Origin of the sequence: Paenibacillus macquariensis, assembly GCF_900156375.1 — a bacterium.
GTDB classification, from domain to species: domain Bacteria; phylum Bacillota; class Bacilli; order Paenibacillales; family Paenibacillaceae; genus Paenibacillus_AQ; species Paenibacillus_AQ macquariensis.
Genome location: NZ_FTNK01000037.1, coordinates 1 through 23,428 on the forward strand (window position 1 = coordinate 1; position 23,428 = coordinate 23,428).

Annotated in this window: 19 protein-coding genes and 1 pseudogene; 15 read left to right on the plus strand and 5 right to left on the minus strand. The window is 41.6% G+C overall.

Features of this window, described 5'->3' with window-relative positions; genetic code table 11:
- The first annotated feature begins 133 nt into the window (after positions 1-133).
- The 10 genes from BW961_RS32070 (at position 134) to BW961_RS28145 (ending at position 8,979) form a co-directional block, all read left to right on the plus strand.
- Positions 134-307 (plus strand): IS3 family transposase, encoded by a 174-nt coding sequence (locus BW961_RS32070; protein WP_082867297.1) that lies wholly within the window; start codon positions 134-136, stop codon positions 305-307.
- Between the two features lie 310 nt (positions 308-617).
- The gene (locus BW961_RS28105) at positions 618-1,865 is read left to right on the plus strand and encodes a Tm-1-like ATP-binding domain-containing protein (protein ID WP_068591702.1); all 1,248 of its coding nucleotides are present in this window, start codon (positions 618-620) and stop codon (positions 1,863-1,865) included.
- A 133-nt stretch (positions 1,866-1,998) separates the two neighbouring features.
- Positions 1,999-2,835: a phosphoenolpyruvate hydrolase family protein gene (locus BW961_RS28110; RefSeq protein WP_068591700.1), complete on the plus strand. Its 837-nt coding sequence runs from the start codon at positions 1,999-2,001 to the stop codon at positions 2,833-2,835.
- Complete coding sequence (locus BW961_RS28115) at positions 2,832-3,242, plus strand: cupin domain-containing protein (protein ID WP_068591698.1); 411 nt, start codon at positions 2,832-2,834, stop codon at positions 3,240-3,242. Before BW961_RS28110 ends, BW961_RS28115 begins: the two co-directional genes overlap by 4 nt.
- A gap of 98 nt (positions 3,243-3,340) precedes the next feature.
- On the plus strand, positions 3,341-3,523 hold the full coding sequence (locus BW961_RS28120) for a hypothetical protein (protein WP_068591696.1): 183 nt from the start codon (positions 3,341-3,343) through the stop codon (positions 3,521-3,523).
- Positions 3,524-3,769: 246 nt separating this feature from the next.
- On the plus strand, positions 3,770-5,188 hold the full coding sequence (locus BW961_RS28125) for an MFS transporter (protein WP_082867688.1): 1,419 nt from the start codon (positions 3,770-3,772) through the stop codon (positions 5,186-5,188).
- A gap of 17 nt (positions 5,189-5,205) precedes the next feature.
- The gene (locus BW961_RS28130; protein ID WP_068591694.1) at positions 5,206-6,057 is read left to right on the plus strand and encodes a MerR family DNA-binding transcriptional regulator; all 852 of its coding nucleotides are present in this window, start codon (positions 5,206-5,208) and stop codon (positions 6,055-6,057) included.
- Complete coding sequence (locus BW961_RS28135; RefSeq protein ID WP_068591693.1) at positions 6,038-7,537, plus strand: cellulase family glycosylhydrolase; 1,500 nt, start codon at positions 6,038-6,040, stop codon at positions 7,535-7,537. Before BW961_RS28130 ends, BW961_RS28135 begins: the two co-directional genes overlap by 20 nt.
- Before the next feature lie 171 nt (positions 7,538-7,708).
- Positions 7,709-7,996 (plus strand): transposase, encoded by a 288-nt coding sequence (locus BW961_RS28140; protein WP_068591690.1) that lies wholly within the window; start codon positions 7,709-7,711, stop codon positions 7,994-7,996.
- A gap of 140 nt (positions 7,997-8,136) precedes the next feature.
- On the plus strand, positions 8,137-8,979 hold the full coding sequence (locus BW961_RS28145; protein WP_068591688.1) for a divergent polysaccharide deacetylase family protein: 843 nt from the start codon (positions 8,137-8,139) through the stop codon (positions 8,977-8,979).
- On the opposite strand, the gene BW961_RS28150 is transcribed toward BW961_RS28145, so the two are convergent.
- Positions 8,954-9,664, minus strand: a complete 711-nt coding sequence (locus BW961_RS28150; RefSeq protein WP_068591687.1) for an N-acetylmuramoyl-L-alanine amidase — start codon at positions 9,662-9,664, stop codon at positions 8,954-8,956. The genes BW961_RS28145 and BW961_RS28150 overlap by 26 nt on opposite strands.
- A gap of 181 nt (positions 9,665-9,845) precedes the next feature.
- Between BW961_RS28150 and BW961_RS28155 the strand changes: the two genes are divergently transcribed.
- The gene (locus tag BW961_RS28155) at positions 9,846-10,064 is read left to right on the plus strand and encodes a YqzE family protein (protein ID WP_068591684.1); all 219 of its coding nucleotides are present in this window, start codon (positions 9,846-9,848) and stop codon (positions 10,062-10,064) included.
- 113 nt (positions 10,065-10,177) lie between these two features.
- On the opposite strand, the gene BW961_RS28160 is transcribed toward BW961_RS28155, so the two are convergent.
- From BW961_RS28160 to BW961_RS28170, 3 genes are all read right to left on the minus strand, one after another.
- Positions 10,178-11,191, minus strand: coding sequence for a hypothetical protein (locus tag BW961_RS28160; protein ID WP_068591682.1), 1,014 nt, complete (start codon positions 11,189-11,191; stop codon positions 10,178-10,180).
- 138 nt (positions 11,192-11,329) lie between these two features.
- The gene (locus tag BW961_RS28165) at positions 11,330-12,265 is read right to left on the minus strand and encodes a YqhG family protein (RefSeq protein WP_068591680.1); all 936 of its coding nucleotides are present in this window, start codon (positions 12,263-12,265) and stop codon (positions 11,330-11,332) included.
- A 1-nt stretch (position 12,266) separates the two neighbouring features.
- A complete protein-coding gene (locus BW961_RS28170) occupies positions 12,267-13,979 on the minus strand; it encodes a DEAD/DEAH box helicase (protein WP_068591705.1) in 1,713 nt (570 codons plus the stop codon).
- Between the two features lie 370 nt (positions 13,980-14,349).
- Between BW961_RS28170 and BW961_RS28175 the strand changes: the two genes are divergently transcribed.
- On the plus strand, positions 14,350-16,989 hold the full coding sequence (locus BW961_RS28175; protein ID WP_068591679.1) for an adenosylcobalamin-dependent ribonucleoside-diphosphate reductase: 2,640 nt from the start codon (positions 14,350-14,352) through the stop codon (positions 16,987-16,989).
- Between the two features lie 1,669 nt (positions 16,990-18,658).
- Here the strand turns inward: BW961_RS28175 and BW961_RS28185 are convergent.
- Positions 18,659-19,865 (minus strand): annotated as a pseudogene (locus BW961_RS28185) (IS110 family RNA-guided transposase).
- Between the two features lie 386 nt (positions 19,866-20,251).
- Here BW961_RS28185 and BW961_RS28190 point away from each other — a divergent pair.
- The 3 genes from BW961_RS28190 to BW961_RS28200 all read left to right on the plus strand — a co-directional run bounded on the left by BW961_RS28190 (position 20,252) and on the right by BW961_RS28200 (position 22,893).
- The gene (locus tag BW961_RS28190) at positions 20,252-21,100 is read left to right on the plus strand and encodes an AraC family transcriptional regulator (protein WP_068535561.1); all 849 of its coding nucleotides are present in this window, start codon (positions 20,252-20,254) and stop codon (positions 21,098-21,100) included.
- Between the two features lie 268 nt (positions 21,101-21,368).
- Complete coding sequence (locus BW961_RS28195) at positions 21,369-21,905, plus strand: GNAT family N-acetyltransferase (protein ID WP_068591675.1); 537 nt, start codon at positions 21,369-21,371, stop codon at positions 21,903-21,905.
- Positions 21,906-22,485: 580 nt separating this feature from the next.
- Positions 22,486-22,893 carry a hypothetical protein gene (locus tag BW961_RS28200; protein ID WP_082867687.1) on the plus strand — a complete coding sequence of 136 codons (408 nt, stop codon included), beginning with the start codon at positions 22,486-22,488 and terminating at the stop codon, positions 22,891-22,893.
- Positions 22,894-23,428: the final 535 nt, after the last annotated feature.

The window sequence follows — 23,428 nt, forward strand, 5'->3', positions numbered from 1 at the left end:
GAATACCAAAGGTGTTCTACTGCATAGTGACCAAGGATTCCAGTATACATCCCGCCAATATAGTCAGCTGCTCAAACGATACAGCATCCAAGCCAGCATGTCCCGGAAAGGAAACTGTTGGGACAATGCATGTATGGAGAACTTCTTCAGTCATTTTAAAGCAGAGTGCTTCTACCTTCATGTTTTTCATTCTGTAAAGCAGGTCGAACACGCCGTTAAGCAGTACATCCATTTCTACAACCATGAACGCTTTCAAAAGAAACTAAACAACCTGAGCCCCTACGAATACAGGACTCAGGCTGCTTAAATATTGCTTTTTGTTAATTGTCTACTTGACAGGGGTCACTTCAGATTAATAGGGGTGCTCTTTTGTTTGTAGTAGGGAAACTCCCATTCTCTGTACTGAAATGGGATATTGAGCATACATACTTCGGTTACCTGTATTAATGGAATATTAGGAATCATAGAACAATATAGTAATTAATAGAGTTCAGATTTTGATCCCTGAATGGCTATGTTTTTGGAAATATGAATTATGAATATTTGTAAGTACTTACATGCGTTCGTGGCTATTCAACAATAGTGCCTAAGTAAAAGATAAACAGGAGGAACCCTAAATGGGAAATAGGATATTCCAGACAAAACCTACAGTTGTGTTACTCGGTACTTTTGACACGAAAGGAACGGAATACGCTTATATCAATGAGCTTCTGCAGGAAAGCGGAGTCCATACGATCTTGGTTGACGCTGGTGTATTGGGAGAGTCGCATATATCAGAGGATTTCTCTCGTCATGATGTGGCTGAAGCTGCGGGCAGCAATATATCGGAATTGATTGCTTCGGGTGATCGAGGAGCATCTATCACGACCATGGCGCAGGGAGCTAGTGTTATTGCGCAGCAATTGTATAAAGAGGGCCGGATGAACGGCATTGTGGGACTTGGTGGCTCGGGCGGTACTGCGCTTGTGACTCAAGTTATGCGAGCTTTGCCGATAGGATTGCCCAAGCTGATGGTATCAACGATGGCATCTGGCGAGACTCGTCCATATGTTGGATCGACTGATATTACTATGATGTATTCCGTTGTCGACATCGCTGGAATCAATCGGTTATCGACCCAAATTCTAGCCAATGCAGCGGGAGCTATTTCCGGCATGGTTAAGATGGAAGTACCGTTGTTGACGAGTGAAAAGCCGCTTATCGGTGCTACTATGTTTGGAGTTACGACCCCTTCTGTAGATGTGGCACGTGAAAGGCTTGAACAACTTGGGTATGAGGTTGTAGTCTTTCATGCAACTGGTACAGGCGGAGCGTCCATGGAGTCTTTGATTAAGGATGGGTTCATCACAGCAACGTTAGATGTGACGACGACGGAATTAGCAGATGAACTTGTAGGTGGTGTGCTCTCTGCAGGGCCAGATCGTCTACGATCAGCAGGTGAAATGGGTATTCCACAAGTGGTTTCGCTAGGCGCACTAGATATGGTCAATTTCGGTCCAATAGACACAGTACCTCAGAAGTTTAAAGATAGACTACTCTATAAACATAATGAAACGATAACTTTAATGCGAACAACGCCTGATGAGTGCTCGGAATTAGGTCGGAACATCGCGCTTAAGTTAAATGCTTCGAAGGGTCCGATTACACTTTTCATTCCACTGAAGGGGTTCTCATTGATCGCAATAGAAGGGCAACTGTTCTATGACGTTGAAGCTGATCATGCGCTTATCGATGCTCTAATGGAACATCTTGATCAGAATGTGGTGGAAATCATTCAAGTGGATACCGATATAAATAATCCCCAGTTCGCAGAAGCCATGGCGGATCGCTTACACGAGCTTTACCAAACAACGTTCCAACAGTAGCTGCTGAGCTATAGGCAATACAAACAGTGGGTTCATTAAATTAAATTGATGTTGGAAAATCATAGAGTTGGAGGTCAACTGGTGAGGCTGTAGAGAAGTTAGACTAATTTGATATCCATCAAGGGGGAATCACATGCTTACCCGGCAAGCATCACTTGAACGTATGCGTAATGAAATTGCTGTAGGTTGTCCTATTATCGGATCTGGTGCTGGAACCGGGCTTTCGGCGAAATGTGCGGAAGCTGGGGGTGCCGATCTTATCATTATTTATAACTCGGGTCGTTACAGAATGGCAGGAAGGGGTTCTTTAGCTGGCCTTATGCCTTATGGCGATGCCAATGCTATCGTTGTAGACATGGCAAGTGAGGTTCTTCCTATTGTTAAGAAAACACCTGTGTTGGCAGGTGTATGTGGAACAGATCCGTTTCGAAGCATGTCCGTATTTCTGAAGCAAATCAAAGATATGGACTTCGCAGGGGTACAGAACTTCCCGACGGTGGGACTTATTGATGGTGTGTTTCGCGCTAATCTAGAGGAGACTGGCATGGGGTTCGACTTGGAAGTCGAGATGATTCGCCTAGCACATGAAATGGATCTTCTGACAGCTCCTTATGTATTTGACGAAACACAGGCAATTCAAATGGCTGAAGCGGGAGCGGATATTCTCGTACCGCATATGGGGCTTACCACAAGCGGTACGATTGGCGCACAAACGGCGATTACACTGGAAGAAGCAGCCCAACGTGTACAGGCTATGCATGACTCAGCGAAATCGGTAAATCCAGACATCATCGTTCTCTGTCATGGCGGTCCGATTGCTACGGCAGCGGATGCAGCCTACATACTTAAGCATACAAGTGGTGTTGTAGGTTTCTTCGGAGCATCCAGTATGGAGCGTCTTCCGACGGAGCTTGCAATGACCTCAAATATGGTCACATTCAAATCTATTATTGGAGGGAATTACACATGACAAATATTGATAAAGGTACAATTCCAACACATTCTTTTGACTGGGGTCTGATTAAGTGGTTCGTAACACCGGATAGCACGGAAGGTGCATCCGTAACGTTGGGAGAGGTTGTGTTGTTGCCAGGCAAGGGCCATGATCGTCACAATCATCCAGAGTCCGAAGAGATTCTTTATGTTCTTTCTGGTGAGGGTGTACAGACGCTCAACGATGGCGACCCCTTTCCCGTAAAAGCGGGCGATATCATTCATATTCCAATAGCCGCTTTTCACTCGACACATAATCATGGATGGGAACTACTAAGACTATTGGCCTTCTACAATCCGGGTGGAGCAGAGAAAGGGTTGATGGGGTTACCTGATTTCCAGGAACTTTCCCCGGGTCAAGTTCAGGGTTATACGCGTTCTTAGTCTGACTTGCTTGCCGCTTATGTTAATAAGAAACAGAATTGAGTCCCTGTCCTATTATTGAGGTGGGGGCTGTTTTTAATAAAATAGGAAAATATTAAATGATTAGTTCTCTAGATAATAACCTAGCTTCACGACAGATCTTGGAGGAATGGCGGATCAATAAATCTACCATGATGTTAGGAGCCATTTTGAACCCGGGATCATATCTACTATTTCTGTTCGCACTAGAGCAGGCACCAATGGCCCATATTAGTTCTTTACGGGAAATAGGTATTCCGTAGTCATATTCTTTGGTATTCTGCTCATTGGAATATGGGGGTAGGATGCATCGTCCTTTCGGGTTATAAGGTTAATCATTTAAATCTGGTTAACCTCATTTTTTGCGTTAAAATTAGTACTGCCGGGGCGAACAATAAAATATTTTAATCGCCTATTGAAACTGGAGTTACTCCATAGTTTATAATGATGAGTAATATGAAATTTAAGGTTAATGAGCCATTGATTAGAGAGCTACTTAAGAGAAGGGAATGATATTCTTGAGAAAAGTAGTAAGTTCCATTCGGGGACTCTTTCGCTTTACCAGCAGTGGGTTGACCTTAGGGGAGAAATGGCGACTGGCTCTTCCCGGACCGGTCCTCTCGGTCGGAGGCGTTCTCATTCATAATGTGTTCATCAAATACTACACGGATATGATCGGGCTCAGTCCGAAGTATGTTGGCTGGGTGTACATAATCTATAATATCTGGAATGCTATTAACGATCCGATGATAGGTGTATGGATCGATAAAATGAGGCACCGTCCGACACGTGGGAAATATGTCTACATCATGCGCGTGACGGTACCATTTATGATCATAGCCTCATTTCTCATGATGCTATCCAGTCCGTCTTGGGCTCAGTGGCAGATTTTTCTTCTCTATTCGGTAGAGTTATTTATCTACGATACGGCCGCAACTGCCTACAGTGTGGCCTATCAATCCTATACATTGATCGCAGCCCCCACCAAAGAAGAGCGCATTGATGTCAACGTGATACAAAACTACGTTTCCCAAGCTATGTCCTTTCTAATCACCATGATTCCGACGCTATTGTTGGTGGGCGACGGAAAGCGTGAAGTGATCATCCCGGTCTTTACAGCGGTGATTCTGTTGGAATCAATATTCTTCACCTTGGCTCTTCGGGGGCTAAGGGATGATGCAAAAATGTATGAAACTCTCAATATCCAACATATGGAAACTAAAGATGTTTGGAGCGAATCCTGGCAAATCGTAAAATCTCGCCCTTTCCTCACTTATGTTCTCTACTCAATCTTCACGATCGGCCCCATTGGCTTTTACTTCACACCCTACCTTTACTATATGGATGATGTGTTAAATACAGGAGGTCTCACAGCTACGATCGTAGACGTAAGCACTCATGTAATCGCTCTCATGTTTCTGCCGGTCATGGGATATATCGTCAAAAAATATGGCACGAAAATAAGCATCTATTGGGGTACAATCTCTGCCGTTCTCGGCTACGGGGGAATTTTTTTTGCCACTAATATCTGGACTGTGTTTCTTTCCTATATCATGATTGTATTTACAGTGAATTATATTCGAACTGCGGCTTCGCCGATGGGAGCGCTCATCATTGATGAGAACGAGCGCACTACTGGTGTACGGAAAACCGGATTGTTCAACGGTCTGTTTTCGTTATTTATTGTTGCCTTTTCCAGCTTACAGACGGTGGTCTTCATCAATGTTATCGGTGCATTTGGCTACGACGGGCGTGCGACAACTCAGTCTGAATCCGCAGTGTTCGGTATAAGATTAGCCACGGGTCTTATCCCGCTTATTGCAATACTTATCGGTCTTATTCCGATGGCTTTCTATCCGTTCGACAAAAAGAAAGAGGAAGAAATATCTGCGTTCAGTAACTATGCCAGAAGGGGAGGTCCGAAATAATTGAATGGACTAAGACTATGTTAAAGCTGAAATTTTCGATTGGTGAGGTTTCTAATATTCTGGGTATCCCGATTGATACTCTTCGTTACTATGACAAGATTGGATTGCTCCCTTCGCACGATCGGGACGTGAACAAGTACCGCTATTATTACCTTGAACAGTTCGATTCCCTAATAACGATTAGAATGCTTAGAGCTTTGGATGTCCCAATTGAGCGTATTCAGGTGCTTCTCACAGACGATAGTCTGAATGATATGCGCGAGCTGCTCTCTAGCAAGCAGAAAGATGTCGACCGGCAGTTGATCTATCTGAAGCACTTGTCTCAGAAGCTAGATTTCTTAAAAGATCAGTTTCAGCGTTTCGAGGACACAGATGTCATTGAACTTGTGAAAAGTAATCCAAGCTGGGTGTTTCTTACCGACTCTATTATGGAGAGTGCTGATAGGAAGATTGGGAGCAAAGTGCAGCAGCAGGTAAGTAAAATCAGCGCTCATCAGGAATGGCTCGCTTTCTGCCATATCATATCTATCGTATCAATGGATAACCTTATCGCATGTAAATATCACAATTATTTAAACAATGGTATTTTGTCAACCTTCCCGATGGAGGACAATTCTGGCGTATTCCAGAAGCTAGAGCCATGCTTTTGCGCAAGGAAATGCGTTGTAATTGGCAGGGAAGGTTATAACGAATTAGACGATCATTACGAGAGGATGAAAGCATTCATTCATAAGCGAGGCTTCAAGATCGCCGGAAATTCTCTTGAAATCAATCTATATAATCAGTACAACAATCACTACATTGAAATCTATATTCCTGTAACAGACAATGAGGAAGGATGGGATAAAAATGAAAAAGTTATCAACTGATGGACAGCGTATTGTAAATGAAGACGGAGAACAGGTAATTTTGAATGGGGTCAACTTGGTCTGTAAGGAAAAGGCGAAAGGGTATGTGGACCCTTGCGATGAGAGTCTTTTTACATGGTTTCATGAACAAGGCTTTAATGTCGTCCGCTTGGGTTTGATTTGGGATGGCGTGGAGCCGGAACCAGGTGTCTATGATAACGAATATCTTGGCACAATCAAACAGCAAATCAAGTGGGCGGAGCAAAACGATATTTACGTTTTTCTTGATATGCATCAGGATTTATATAGTTTGCTCTATGGCGATGGTGCTCCTGAGTGGGCGACCTTCTCCGATGATCTCCCTCATGTTGTCGGCCAGATCTGGAGTGACGCTTATTTGGAAAGTCCAGCACTGAACCGTGCGTTAGATCATTTCTGGGAAAACACGCCAGCTACTGATGGTATAGGTTTGCAGGATCATTATGCGGCGATGTGGAAACATGCGGCAGAGTTTTTTGCAGACTGTAGCAATATCATCGGATACGACATGATGAACGAACCCTATCCTGGATCAAGAGGGCAGGAGGTATTTGGCACAATCATTGCTGCCTACGCTCAATCTGTTATGGGAATGACTGAGGTCGACATGGAACAACTTTCCGCACTTTGGTTTGATGAGGAGAAAAAACAAGAGATACTCGTCGGCATGGCGGACATGGAGATCTATCGAATATTGGTCGAAAGTGCGAAAGAGGCTTCACAGGTATTCGAGCGTGAAGTTCTCGCTCCCTTTTTTAACAAAACGGCGGCAGCGATCCGCTCGGTTGTCCCGGACGGATTTTTGATGTTAGAAACTAGCTATTTTGCTAATATGGGAGTGGAATCCGGTTTGGAACTTGTACAGAACAATAAGGGTATGGTTGTCCATAATCAGGTATTCGCCCCTCACGGTTACGATTTGGTAGTCGATACGGAGCATTATGAAATCTATAATCAGGATCGTGTTGATTTGATATTTTCTACCCATCGCAAGGTACAGGAGCGTTTGAACATCCCTGCCCTGATCGGAGAGTGGGGGGCGTTTTCCAATCATCCTGCAACTTTTGAGCTATCCAAGAGTCTCATTTCCATTTTTGAAAAGTATCTTTGGAGTAATACCTATTGGTGCTGGTGTGACGGTTTCAAGGATTCTCCTTACACAAAGGCGTTGAACCGCGCTTATCCACAGGCAACAGGGGGCGTGCTTGTCGGATACCACTATGACTATGATACGGACATATTAAAAGTGGACTACGTTCCGTCCGGTGGTGAGACTTTGATCTACCATCCCCGCGTTGCATTGATCTCCAAGGAGAACGTAGTAGTTTCCGGAGCGGATGCATGCCAGATAGAGTTTCGTCCTTTCCCTAGTTCGGAGAGTGGAATCGTAGCAATTATCGCCCCTCAAGCAGAGATAGGGATAACAGTTACAGTAGGAAAGCCTCCATTAGAGCTAGTGTAGAAGCTCGGTAGTAGCACGTTCAATATTTAATACAAGATCGTAAAAACCCGACCTCGCGAGGTCGGGTTTTTAATTGGAAACCGTTGCAACGTCTGTAACAACACAACCTTATCACACACAATAAGTATTGATCAGCTAAAATGCGTCAAGAATAATAATGAGGTGAACCATATGAAGATACTTATTATTCTAGGTAGTATTCTTATTCCTATTGCGATGTTGGTGATACAAAAAAATTGGATGAAGTGGCGGATCTTATTTAACGTGGTATCTGTTGTGTCTGCATGTATTTTTGGTGATATTGCTACTCTAGCCATTTATGAAATAATAAAAGATAATACGGTGTTTATGACGAACATACACGCTATTTTTTTGAATCCACTGTTCCTTGTAACGGGATCTTACCTTGGAATATATTTTCTTTATCGATTGATATTAGTCGCTGTGAAAGAAAAGTAAACAAAGCGGGGCTTAGGCTCAGTGGGAATCATAAGATTTATTAACAGCTACAATAATTGTTACTCTGATTTATTGCCCGGATACATATTTAGTCCCTCTTACTCAAACAATGAAGGCAGAAGTGAGAAAGGGTGATCGTTATGAGTTCATTATGTAGTCGTCATCTAAAGTTTCGCAAATTGGCCATTGGTTGTCTTGGTCTGAGCATCATTTGTAGCATGAACATCGGGCATGCTGGTGCATCGGGAGTAGATGCTGATTCTTCATCTGAAGGTAAGCCTAAAGTGGCTGTTATCATTGATGATTTCGGTAATGGGCAGAAGGGTACAGAAGAGATGTTCCAAATGCCTGTGAAAATAACAGCAGCGATTATGCCATTCTTGCCAACAAGTCATCGTGATGCCGAGTTAGCTCATAAGCGGGGATATGATGTGATTGTTCATATGCCGATGGAACCAAAGACTGGGAAAGCAAGCTGGCTTGGGCCTGGCGCCATTACATCAGATCTTAGTGATTCGGAAGTTCGTAAGAAAGTGGAGGATGCTATTGATGATATTCCTTATGCAATTGGCATGAATAACCACATGGGATCCAAAATAACCGGTGATGAGCGAATTATGGCAATTGTGCTGGCGGTATGCCAGGAAAGAGGATTGTTTTTTGTTGATAGCAAGACCAATTATCGTTCTGTTGTAGGCTCAGTTGCTACTCAAAAGGGCTTGCCTCCTGTAAATAATCATATCTTCTTAGACGATGTTCATACGACCGGTCACATCAGTAAGCAATTACGTGAAGTCGAATTGTGGGCAACTAAGAATCAATACTGTGTCACAATCGGTCATGTTGGTAAAACAACAGCAGAAACACTTAGAAATCGAATTCCACAAATGCAGGGAAGTGTGGAATTCGTTGGGATAAGTGATCTTGTGAGACAGAAGTGGAGCTGGAATGCTGCCCCTATGTTACCGTCAAATAACCAATAATACCTGCAACGATAGCTTCTGCAATGGCGAGTTGCTTACGAGGATTACACAACATGGCCCGGTCTTCAGCGTTACTGAGGAAGCCCATCTCCACAATAACAGCCGGGTCTTTAACATAGTTTAGAATATAATATGGTTTACCATATACCGGTTGATGTTGGGTAGCATATAAAGGATTTAATTGCGCTTGAATTTCATTGGCAAGAATGAAACTACGTCCTTCATTCTGGTATAGTACCAGAGGGCCTTGATTGCTTGCTCTCTTTCCCCAATTCACATGTAGGCTCACTACAACCTTTGTGGGAACGATACGACTTAATTCCTTACGCTGCGCCAGATCACGTGTGTGACGTGAAGAATTGTTCAGCCAATGATTATCATCACTGAGTGCGTAATCACCTGAACGGTTCAATACAGCTTCAAAGCCTTTGCTTCTAAGGAGTAGGAATACTTTCTTAGCGATACTTAGATTGATATCTTTCTCGAGGATTTCATGAAAAGATGTTCCACCGTCAATTCCACCATGACCAGCATCAATGAGGAGGATTTCTTTAGGAAAGGCTGGGTGTTCTGGATCTAATGCTGGGGCTGCAAATATAGAACTTAGATATAATTGGGGACTGCAGAGGGATCCGACAGTTAAGATTAGAACGAGTAAATATTTCTTCCAAGGATTCGTGATCATGAAAGCATTGTACCTCCCTATGTCATTTATCGTTTATTGTGTTGAAGCAACTAAATGTTAGAATGTGCAAAAATGGGAAAAAGATTCATACATCCATTCAGAAGTTTAATTTGCCTGTAAGTTGTACAACCTAGATATAGAAAGACATAACTTATCTCAAACTTAAAAAGGGGATAGCGGTATGGGCGATGAACTGAAATTGGTGAAATACATTACAGAACAAGTGGTGACATATATTGAAACACCACGTGAGGAGAGGCAACATACGGAGTTCAAAGAACCTTGGTCTACGAAATGGTTCGGTATGATTCCGATTAGTCTGAGTTTGTGGAGAAGCAACATTTCACGAGAGGTTCCATGGGAAGAGCAAGACCCAACCTTGAAAGAACATATGAATTAGAGTTCTGCGTATTAGGAAGGAATAATGAAGGGAACACAACAAATAAATGGGGCTTGTCCGAGAATGTCATATACGACCTTCTCGGACAAGCCCCATTATTGTAACTTAGGATATTACTTGGCTACTGATGGAAAAGCATGAAATACACCTTTATTAAGTAAAATGGACAGTGGAACGTATCGTTGTCCAGTAAGACCCGTACCGGCGTAAACCATCGGATGTGTACCCCCTTGGGTTGAATACCACTCCTGATAACCAGATATTGCAAAAGGGCCACCAACATCATCATTACGATTCGGTGAAGTGAAGATTATAGAATTGTGTTTGTTGATATAGGACTCAACATCCAAATCAGAAAACACAGATAACGGTGTTGTTGTGATCCACATGAGATTGTCTAACGGGTCTTTCTGGCCTTCGTGTGATACAACTTGTGAGGAAGTGACAGCGTCATCTTTTGAAGAAAAGCGGGCATCACTTAACTCTGAGGTTTGTTGATTGAGCTTCTTCCAGTGGGACTCGTCCCAAGGTAGAACATCCATTGTTAGAGCATTGAGATACAAGGTATCCTGATGACCAAATGATACTTTCCATAAGGGCAGCAGAGGTGTATACAGTGGTTCTATCTTAGTGGGATACGGTTTTTTAGAAGAAGAGGGAGAGATAATGTCTAACTCTGCCAAGGTCTGGTGCAGAGCTGTTAAATCATAGGGTTCAGAGGGGGAAGCTCCGTATTCGCTAAGTATATATTCTTGAGCGTTTGTGTTTGTCGCTGTGAAAATAAGATAACCAAGCTCTTTCTGATCCCGAGATACCGTTACGAGCCAGCTGTGTGTACCAGGACCCAGCGGGAAGTATTGAAGCTCAGAATGGGTCCATGAACTGAATACTTGTTGTTCAGAGAGTTGTTTCACAACCGTCTCAGAAAAAGTCTTTAAGGAGGAAGGAGCAGGGCTAACACTCTTACCCATCGTAAGAGCCCAATCCTCGGAACTATTTTCATTTATTTGAACAGATGTTGTAATACCCGCAGCGGCTACAGGAGCCGATGAATGAACTGTTGGCATTAATAAATGTAAACTGATTAGGACAACTACTAATTTGGAGGCTGTGCCCAAGGATTTCATACAATCCACCTTTCTGTATTGTCAACTTATCCCAGTGTAACGGACAAGGATTAAAAAGGGTGTTACAAACTGTCAGGAGGAACAACGATTATGAAGGTCTATTTTTGCACTCTTTTAGCGATGAAGGTCATACTACCTCTATTGGATTGGTCTCAGGTGAAATAGACCGCAGGTTATGGCGGACACATTCACTTTAGGCTCATATTGCCATGTCATTTCACTTCGTCTGCGATCATATTGTTCACGAATAAGGTCGTTTTTCTCTTCTTCAGGATCATTCATCATGTTCTCATAATAGGCATCGATGATCGTAAGTTCGTCTTTCAAACGCTCCTGTGCCTGATCAGCCCATGTATAGTCGAGTTGACTAAGCATAGAAGTTAGATGGGATTGCAGATGCTCGGCGGCTTTAGTTATCGATAATTCTGCCGGGTTAATATGGACATTTTCTGGAAGCCTAGGACTCAAATTTTTCCCCACCAACAATTCTCTGAAGTCATCCGTTATAACCCCAGTCAATAATGAAATCCCCATGAAATGAAGTTGTTCTTTCTTCACATCACAGGTCATTTCTACTTTGAAGCATACGGCCAGCCAAGGTTCATAGGCAGCAGAGAATAAAGCTCGCCGCTGTAGGTCTCCCGGTTGCTCAAATAAATAGACATAGGACCCTTCTTGGCGAGCCACATCCCATATTTGTTGGAGTCTTCGACTGCCATAATTCACATCTTCGCGTTGGATACGACCCGGGCCTATTCGTGGAACGACAGGTGCTACACCGAAATACCGTGACAGAATGCTATCCTGGGGAGTGCCTTCTGGTACAGGAGCAGGCGGAACATCTACGACCGTATAACGTTCAGGGTCAAATACAAACGTATAGGAGAGGGTCTCAGGATCGACTCCTGTACGTTCGACAAATCCCCAATAATAGGGACGATTCGTTAATTGTTTATCTGCTTGCGGTGAAAGCTTCACGGTCACATGAAAGGGAGATTTCTCGATAATTTGACACTCAGTGACCTCCAAATACGTCATGACATGCTGCTGTACTTGATCTGCGGACATATTCATATCATGCTTCTTCCTCTCTCACGACTTCATCCTCTACTTGTCTTTTGACTTCATCTAGTGATTGACCAAGTGAGTTAACTTTCTGGCGGATTTCCTCATCTGACTGTGACTCTAATACAATTTTATATAAACTTTTTTCGAGCGATCCCTTTTTCTCGAAGCGTTCTAATATAACGTCCAACCCACCGATAACCATCTCGAACATATTTATTTTTTCATGAAGCAGGTTAAGAATATGTTCTTCAATCGTTCCTGTGGTAGATAAATTGTATATTTTCACATCATTCTTTTGGCCTAGTCGGTGGATTCGCCCGATTCGTTGCTCTACGCGCATAGGGTTCCAAGGTAGGTCGAAGTTAATCATGTTATGGCAGAATTGCAGATTAATCCCCTCGCCGCCAGCTTCCGTAGCAATCATGACTTGAACGCGACCACGAAATAAATCCATCATCCAATCTTTCTTACCTCGGTTCATCCCACCGCGATAGGGTACACAACTGATGTCATTTGCACGGAAATACTGCAATAAATACTCTTGTGTGGCACGGTATTCCGTAAATACGATCACTTTCTCATTCATTTCTCGGATGAGCTCAATTGTTTTCTCAGCTTTGGTATTGGCTTTGATTTCTTTGATCATATATACAAGATCCCAGATCTTGGCCCGTTGGGGAGAATCCTCAGCCATTTTCTTCGTCAGATTAACCAACGTCACGAATACAGCATCACGACTACTACAGACTTCACGTTGTAGCGTTACTAGCGATAGCATACTGCTCAAATTGCCTCCGGCTGCTTGATACTGATCTTTGACATAAGAGGTCACACCATCATATAACGCTTGTTCTTCAGGAGAAAGTTGCAGATTGACATTCCGAACCGTTCTTTTGGTAAAAATAGTAGGACCTTCGCCACGGCGATTTCGAATCATGACCTTTGAGAGTTCGTCCTTCAATTGTCCTTCATTCTTAGCTATACGCTTATCTACTACAAAGTTTGAAGAGAATTCACCTTGTTTACCTAACTGACCAGGTTTAAGTAGCGTAATTAGATTGAATAGTTCACCAAGATCATTCTGAACAGGTGTTGCTGTGAGTAGTAGACAGTATTTCTTACGAAGCTTTTGAATGAACTGGTAATTGGATGTTTTCTTGTTTTTAAGTTTGTGTGCCTCATCAATAATGAGCATGTCGTATTCTTGGTCTAACAAAATATCTTTATGAGGATCTCTCTTAGCTGTATCTATTGATGCAACAACAATATCTGAACTCCATGAATAAGCTTTTTTCTGGGCAACGGCTAGAATACCAAATTTGCTATTTAATTCACGAACCCACTGAAGAACCAAAGATGCAGGCACGAGAATAAGCACTTTAGAGACGAGACCTCGAATGATATATTCTTTAAGAATGAGTCCTGCTTCAATCGTCTTACCAAGGCCCACCTCATCTGCCAAAATAGCTCTTCCGGACATCTCAAATAGAACTTTGCGAGCGGTATCGATTTGATGAGGAAGTGGGGTTAGATCTTGAATATATTTCACACATAGTAATTCATCAAAGCTTGTAACTAGGCGGGATTCTTCCCCTTGTACGGCCAGTTGGAACAATCGCCAGTCTCCCCAAGGTCCTCCTTTATCAAGGCGACTCTCTAAATTCTCAAGCCAACTCTGGTCTATGACTAGTGGGACAGGTAGGCTTTGCGTAGTTGTCATATGTTCAATGAATGGCGTATCCAAGGTTTTCGCCTCCTTATTAGAATCGTGTAAATTAGAATCTTGTAAAGTGTAGTATGCACTGAAGTAGGGAAGTTCATAACTATAGATGTGATGGCGTGATTACTTTTTGCTGTAATTGCGTGATTTACATATTTATTTCAAGGTCAGTTGATGAAAGATAGAGAATATAGGAGATAAAGAAAGGTTGTCTAACAAGGAAGTGCTTTCTTGCCCAAAATTTCACGAATGCGACATGGAATTACAATATGTAGTGTAGTATACTTTGTTAATCACAATATATAGGGTTTATCGGTAGGGTGTTCAATGGTTGTAAAGTCTTAAAGTAGTATACTAGGAGGTTGTTTTTTTGAGTAAATTGCAACGTACAAGTCGATTAGTGGGCCTAAGTGAAAAAATATTTCTGGATAGATATGCTTGGAAGGATGCAGATAGTAATCAGGCCAAAGTTGGCGATGTAGTCCTCGTTCTAACGAAGGACGATCCTAAGTTCCCTACGAAAGAAGTAGGGGAGATAGTCAAACGTGAGGGTAGAATTGTAACAGTGAAGACACGAGGTGGGGAGCTTGTTGAATCTGATATTGAGCGACTCACATTAAATATTGAGAAAACACCTGAGGAGATGTGGGACCGCTTAGCGAAGGCCATGTCCTCAGTAGAGACTACGCCAGAACTACAATTGGAGTGGCAAGACAAATTCCGTCATCTATTGGATGATTGGAAGCTTGTTCCTGGGGGGCGGATCGCCGCTGGTGCAGGAGCAAGTGAAGAGTTAACCTTGTTTAACTGTTATGTCATTCCTTCTCCAAAAGATAGCCGTGGTGGGATTATGAACACCCTATCCGAGATGACGGAAATCATGGCGCGTGGTGGTGGTGTCGGTATTAACTTATCATCCCTACGTCCGCACAGAGCCATTGTTAGAGGCGTGAATGGATCTTCAAGCGGTGCCGTGTCATGGGGTGGATTATTCAGCTATACAACAGGATTAATCGAACAGGGTGGTAGCCGTCGAGGTGCGCTCATGTTGATGATTAACGATTGGCACCCGGATGTACTCGATTTCATTACCGTGAAGCAGACGATGGGACAAGTGACGAATGCCAATCTTTCGGTGTGCATAAGTAACGGGTTCATGAAGGCTGTTAAGGAAGATTTGGATTGGGAATTAGTATTCCCAGATACAACCGAACCTGACTACGATGAAGTATGGGATGGCGATTTAGAGAAATGGAAGCTGTCAGGACATAAAGTTGTTCCTTATCGTACGGTAAAAGCACGTGAGATCTGGAATACGATTATTGGTGCAGCATGGAAATCGGCTGAACCTGGTATTGTCTTCATGGAACATTACAATGATATGTCTAATAGTTGGTACTTTAATCCGATCATTTGTACGAACCCTTGTGGTGAGCAAGGACTGCCAGCTTGGGGTGTATGTAATCTATCCGCCATTAATTTATCGAAGTTCTATGATGAAGAGAATCATGATGTGAATTGGACCGAACTAGCAACAACAACGCACTATTCGGTGCGGTTCTTGGATAATGTCATTAACACGACACCGTATCATTTTGATGAGAATGAGAAGAACCAGAAGAATGAACGCCGGGTTGGCCTTGGTACGATGGGTCTTGCAGAGCTGATGATTAAGCTGAACATCCGTTACGGCAGTCCAGAATCGTTAGAATTTCTAGATAAAATATATGCGTTTATTGCACGTGAGGCTTATTTAGCATCGGCAGATATCGCCGCAGAGAAAGGTTCCTTCCCGGCATTCGATGCTGAGAAGTACCTACAAAGTGGATTTATGCGCAATATGACGGAAGTGTTCTCAGAAGTGGGAGAGGCTATTCGTGAAAAGGGAATGCGTAACGTAACCGTAATTACCCAAGCGCCTACAGGCAGTACGGGTACAATGGTAGGGACTTCAACAGGTATTGAGCCGTACTTTGCATTCAAATACTTCCGTCAAAGCCGTCTTGGTTATGATGAGCAATTCGTACCTATCGCGCAGGAATGGCTTGAAGCTAATCCTGGTCAGGCATTGCCAGATTACTTCGTGACTGCGATGGACCTGTCTGCGAAAGACCATATTCGTGTACAAGCAGCGATTCAACGTTGGGTAGATAGCTCGATCTCGAAGACGGCGAATTGTCCTTCTGACTTTACGGTAGAAGAAACAGCAGAGCTTTATGAGATGGCATTCGATCTAGGTTGTAAAGGCGTGACGATTTACCGTGATGGGAGTCGTGATGTACAAGTCTTAAATACCAGTAAGAAGGAAGACGAGACAGAATCTGCAGATGTTGTGACACTCGAAGAGGAAGCGGAACAACAAGTGGTTGATCATTTTGCAGGTGAAGAAGCAGCGCTTGAATCACTAAGTGGTAATCTTTCGGCAGATAAGGTCACCGAACCCCAAAGTAAGAAGGTTGTAGACAAGCAGTACAAGAGCCGTCCGCAAGTCTTGCGTGGCGCAACGTACAAGATCAATACACCATTCGGAATGGCGTATATTACAATTAACGATCTTGACGGCATACCTAGCGAAATCTTCTTGAATGTAGGGAAGGCAGGTTCCGATGTATTTGCTATGGCAGAAGCCTTGGGGCGTGTATGTTCTCTGTTCCTTCGTTATGGAGATCATGGATTTAAAGTTGAACTCTTGATTAAGCATCTCAAAGGAATCGGTGGTTCTGGTGCAATTGGCTTCGGTGTGAACCGCGTGGAATCTATCGCGGATGCCGTGGCGAAAGCACTGGAAACTCATGTGCAGAGTGGTATTGGCGGTGATCATGATCCAGCACCTGTAGCAGCAACACGTGAGGCAGACGCCAACGTGAGTCAAGGCGTTGATAATAGTGGTCATAAACATAATTCTATCGAAACGTCTCGTGATCTGTGTCCAGGGTGTGGAACAGCTTCGTTGATTAACATTGAGGGTTGTAAGACGTGTAGCAACTGTGGGTATAGTAAGTGTTCGTAAGTGTGAGGGAATAACTGTATCGCTGACGATATGTGATGGATCGCAAAAGTTGCGAAAAGTGGATCATGGAAATTGAGAAAATTTAATTATATTCATTTATTTGTATAAATATTAATAAAAATATTCAGGGTTGATCTGAAAATTATCATCTGATTTTCTGTTGCCACTAGAAACGTTTGCAGTGGAAATAGTGTCTGCATTTCTTAGTCATTTTGAAGTTATGATTCAAGCGGCTTTCTTTTCACAGCTGTAAACATCACATCACTTCAAACGATCTACCCAAACATCATGTATAATTGTTTCAATGTTAAAAGTTCGGATGGCATACTTAATAGAAGCCTGTATCGATTCTAAAATCAATATAATCTCCCATTAAGGTTAAATTATTGATATAAAGAGCCATCTTTTAAGAAATTCATAAAGGACCTTGCGGTGTTAGAGCTAGCAAGGTCTTTTATGGTATAGAATACATTAGATGAAGAGCATGCTTAGTTAGAGTAATTGGCAGTTAAGTGGAGTAAGAAGGTAATAAATCCTCTGAGAAAATAAAGGTATTAGACCGACGCTACAGCATTACGCTAGCGGGCAGGTTAGTTCAATGACAAGCAAAAGCCGCGAGGATTTTCCACGCGGCTTTTTTACGGTTGGTGATTACCAATCATTACGAACACTCTTTTACTTTTTAGTAAAACTATTATATATGTTAGCTTGCCATCATTTGAGCAAACATTATTCAGAATTAGCGGTATATGATCTTTCAATATTCATGATCATATTTTAAAGTACAGATCAGAGCACCATTTTATTTTTGATTCTCTGCTTTTCTCATAAATTTTAATAAGTTGATTCATTACAAAAATTCTTTGGACTATATCCCCACTGAATAGGTTGAGCTGACGTTTAAAGTTGTCTATTTCGGATTGATAAGGAGATGAATGTTTCTCATTTTCCTCATAAATTTTAATCAGGTGAAAGTGTAATTTGTATATCTCTTCATAAGACATCGCTTATCCTCCAATGATTATAGTATTTTATCATTATATCCAATCTTTAATATAATCAGACTACACCGGTAATATTTCTCTGTTATCGATCGAATGCACTTTTCTGGACAGATCGTGGTCTAGTATACAACAGACATTACATTGAGGAGCAAAAGATGGTTGAGTTATACCGATTATTAAAAATATGAACTACACCATCTTCATGAGATAAATGGTTTAATCAAAGTAAAAAAAACGGTTCGTTCAAGGGAACAGATTACATATACATTGAAGAATCCGAGCTAGACTTCGGAAAGAAAATAAACAGTTTCTTATGAATCTTCTTCAGCAGAAGAGATTTTTCTGTCCTCGTCGATATTCGAAGCAAGTTGAACAAAGCTATGGAACTCGTAAGATGAATGTAAAATTAGAAAAGCTAGAGTTAACGGTCGATCAAGTAACAATTGCTATATTGTTTAACACACTGTTTAAGTCGCTGAGAAACTATATTAACAACAAATAGAGTAACTGAATAAACTAATTCCTAAGTATTCAACTATACCAGCTAATAGCTTGTCAACATTACCAGTAAAGTGAAGCCATATCATGTGATATAGTTAAAATAAACATGCCAAATAACCCTCCAGTTCAAGTAATGATTTGGAAGGTTAAACCAATTAAATTGGTTAAGCCGGACGGAATGCCTTCTTACTTTTCAAGATAGCATATAGCCAATGAACTAGCTTATTTGCACATGCGACCAATGCCACTTTATGTGGTTTTCCCTCGGTTCTTTTGAGTTCGTAAAATTCTTTGATCCGACTGTTTCGAGAACGGATAAGTCCTATTGAGCAGCCATCACCAGCGCGTAACGAAGCTGCCTTGAACCGCGTTTCGTGATTCGATTTCGAGTTGCTGTAAACTTACCTGAAGCAAAGACACTTGGGTCAATGCCTGCAAAGGCGACTAGCTTTTTAGGATGATCAAATCGGTCGACTTCTCCAAATTTCAGATAAAATTGTTGCCGCAATTTTATGTCCAATACCGGGAATCGACTGAATTAAATCAAATTCTTCAATTTCTTCAATTTCTTCAGCCAGAGCATATATGTTCTGTTCCAATCCTGTAAGATGCTCTTGGTACTGAAGAATGAGGGTAATAAGGACTTTCAAATTTTGCGTACATGGTTTGCTGAAATGGGTTTTGTTTTGCCGCATCTAGCAGCCGTTGAACGCGTTGGTTAATCCAGTCCTCTGAACGTCCCCGTTTCGAAGAGAGAAGTTCTTTCATTTTAGCTTTGAGTGAATCTTCGTCCGTCTGCAAAACCGAATATGAGGTTGGGAATTCACTTAAAAACCGTAGCGAAATACCTGAATACATAGATCCAAAGACACCTTTGTAAGCAGGGAAAACCTGATCTAGAACAGCTTGGAATTGCAGTTTAGTCTGTACACACATCTTTGAAAGAGACTCATATTGCCTTGTTAGATAGCGTAGATTGAGCAGTTGCCCACCCCTTTTTTAAAAAGGTTCAAACTCTTCTTGGTAGTACAACTCCCCCAAAAGATAAGCGTCAGCAGCATCGGTTTTTACTTTACGAAGCTGAGACTTCCTAAGCCGATTTGAGATGAGCGGATTAATGACAATGTAAATATATTGATGCTCCTCTAGGAACTGAACAACGGGGCTTTGGTAATGTCCGGTTGCTTTTAGAATAAGTAAAGGACGTTGTTTGGATACAGACTCAACGTCCTTTAAAACTTGATGGAGATTCGCTAGACCATCACGAGTGTGCTGGAAATGGAACGTCCCTCTGAATGGATTTCCGCGCTCTAAAAAGGCTTGACCATGGCTTTCTTCTTTAGAAATATCTAGACCGATAACTGGATTCATTTCATCTCTCCCTGTATGTGTAGATTTACCGGCAGCCCCTATGTTTTCCTCTTGTCGCTCCATAGCATCGCTTGTTATACGGGATCTTACGTCCCAACCAGCCTCAACCATGGTCATGACAAGTAGGGGTGAACAATATAGCACTCGGGATCAAGTTCCACGGGCAGGTACGTTCGACTAGGCTACATTAATCCTCTATGCAAATGAAAAAAGGATCAACCAGAAAGAACTGGTTGATCTCATAATACGAACGGGCAGGATAGTTCAATGTTACTATCGAAAGTGTTGAGTTATATTATCATCGACATGCTGACTTTTTCGTGCAGAAAATGCACGGTATTCGTTTTTTATCTGCGATAAAATTTATCTTGAAAGGAGGGAAAACGATGGATTGGTTGGACAGGATGAATAGCGCCATGGAATATATCGAAACAAACCTAGCGGATAATATCTCATATGATGAAATAGCGCAGAGAGCCTGTTGCTCTACTTATCATTTTCAAAGAATGTTTCCGTTTATTACTGGAGTATCGTTATCTGAGTATATTCGACGTCGACGTCTGACATTGGCAGCATTTGAACTACAGACAACAGATGCAAAGGTTATTGATGTAGCTATGAAATATGGATATGATTCGCCAGAAGCGTTTGCGCGGGCGTTTAAGAATCTTCATGGGATAATACCGATATCTGCGCGCAATAAAGGTGTTTCTCTAAAAGCCTATCCTCGAATGTCCTTTCATATTTCAATAAAAGGAGATGTCGAAATGAATTATCGAATTGAACAAAGAGGGTCTTTTGAGATGTTTGGAGTCTACGGCCTTATAAATTCGGACCAGAAAACAGCATTTTCTGAAGTTCCTCTATTCCGCAAAAAATGTGATGATGATGGCAGCGTTGATCTTATGAATGAATTACTGGGACGGTTTCATGATACCGTATTGCATGCTGCCTTATATGATCACACTAGAGAATCTTTCAAATATATGGTGTGTTACAATTTGCCAAATGGGCTTGAAATTCCGGAGAGATTTACAAAACTTTCTGTCCCACCATTAACATGGGCTATTTTTCCGGAACCGCAATGTGATCTCCAAAGATTATGGGAACGGATCTATTCCGAGTGGTTTCCGACATCTGAATACGAACAGGTTGAAGGCCCTAGTTTCGAGATGTATTATGGAATGGCAAGTAATGTTACTGGGGAAATTTGGATACCGGTAAAGAAAAAATAACCTTTCTTGTCCATTTAAAATACGAATATGTTTTATCATTGGGCACCCGTTGTACTTTGCGCTAACGGGACACTATAGTTGAATAGCAGACATTGATGAGCAGGTGCTTCGGTATCCTGCTCTATTTATTAAGCTAACGGGCAGGATAATTCAAACTTCAGTACAAAACAAATTAAATAAAATATACTCTTGTTTTAGCTCCCTCGCCGCCCTAATATGGTAATGAATGGACGGTATTCTTAGAGGGTCAATTTCATAGGGGGATATTATGAATAATCTAACAATCGAATTGTGCGAACGTAAAAACAAATTTATCATCAATAACCTGTACCCGCTGTACTTACACGATTTAGCCGAAATTCGGAATGTACTGCCCAATAAATATGGTGTTTTCGAGGATGATGAAAAATATCATACACTTGAACAACAAATACCTGTATTTGATATATGGTGGGAAAAAGAGGGGGTTCTGTTTCCTTATCTAATAAAAGTCGATGGATTACCAGCAGGATTTATCTTGGTTACAACGCCACCATATTTGTTTGATAATTGTGACTTTATGATAAACGAAATATTTATTCTAAGACCTTATAGAGGTAAAGGAATAGGTGAAAACGGAGTAAGAGAAGTCTTCAATTTACATCGAGGAAAATGGATGCTCTTTACTACACCAACGGACAAGAATTTGAACACTATAAGTTTTTGGAGAAAAACATTATCTGGGTACACAAATAATCAATTTACCGAAGAAGATAAAGAACTGAATGATGTCGGATTCTCCAAAGTTTTTAAATTCAATAATTAAGTTGGATACATTGGGGAATAGAGGCTCGAAAAAGATACTGGACAGATAGAAATTATCTACTATTTGCGATATTAGCGAATGTAAGAAATCGATATAATACTCAACTATCTCACTGCCAAAGGGACTGCCTCCGTTGAACTAACGGGTAACGTTAGTTCAATAAGAACAAGTAAGCAGCCGGTCTTTTGATCGGCTGCTTTTCTTTAAGCTAACGGTGTCGAGGGATAAGAACATCGAGAGAATATCTTGTGACACATCATAGATATAGGAGGACAAGAACTTGATCCTACATGCAGCCTTCATGAAATGGGTCAATAATTGCCGCTTGAAGTAATTGATTGATTACTGGTTCGGTTGTTAACGATAATCCTGAGATTAAGCGGTTTGTAAACCGAGATGTTGTCACTGGTACTGTAAAGTTTTTCAGTTCAATCTATATATAATTATTTTTTACCATCATGAAGAATAAAATTTGGGCCTCAGAAGAGGAAATAGTTTAGATCAGGCACTCTCTCTCGTACATATGATATACCAATAAACTCCCTCACACCGTCGAGGAGATGACTGCGGTGATGTTATTTTGAAACGAATCAACAAGAAAAAATTGAATATTATACTCAGAAATATTAACCTAATAACCGCAACACTACTGCTCAATGGACAAGTTTCGATCACAGGTGTGTTTATACAAACGGACGGTGCTTTCTCAGTATCCATAGGGGGACCAATAACCGGGGGATTTCGTATTGTAAGCAAATCAGGCTCCAAATCGGAAAATATAACGATAACCATCATAGATTTTGTAATTGCTATATTTTTGATTCTGGATTTACTAAATGTTCAGGGTACCTATTTTACATCTGGACGGTTCAGCATCGTCGTAGGAGGGCCATTGTTCGGGGGAGATAAGACTGAAATAAAGGAAGTAACCCGATTAAATGCTGATTTTAACACCTATGTAAGACGAAAACAAAGGAAAGGTAGATGATCAGGTGTGTCGTCAACAGAAACTCCAACTGAAAAAACTCCGCTGGGAATCGCATTTTTAGTAGGTATCTCCTTAGCTGGATTTATCTTCTTGTTTACTCAACCAAAAGAATCCGATGTGCAGAAGAAAAAATAATGATGAGACTCATGGTATTATCCCCTCATAGTAGACAACGAAAAAAAGGCATCAGGTAAGTTAGACATATACGTTAGATACCTGAGGGGATTTTTAAAATTAAATTCCAAATAGTATCAACAATTTGAATATTAGGGTGGTTTTCTTCAATATATGCTCGTAACTGATCATTTCTATAGCTGTTTCCTGCTCGAACCATCATGGGGATGTCAGGTATACAAAATCCTACATATTAGAGGAACTTCGACAAAAAAACTTCGTATTACTAACAGCACAGTGAATAGTCCCAAATCTAAAGTAGTTTCATTAAGCTAACGGGCAGTTTAGCTTCAGGTGAATAGAGGTCTTGATAAGCTTAATGTCGAAAAGAATGTATAACCGCATAAAACAGAAGGAGAGG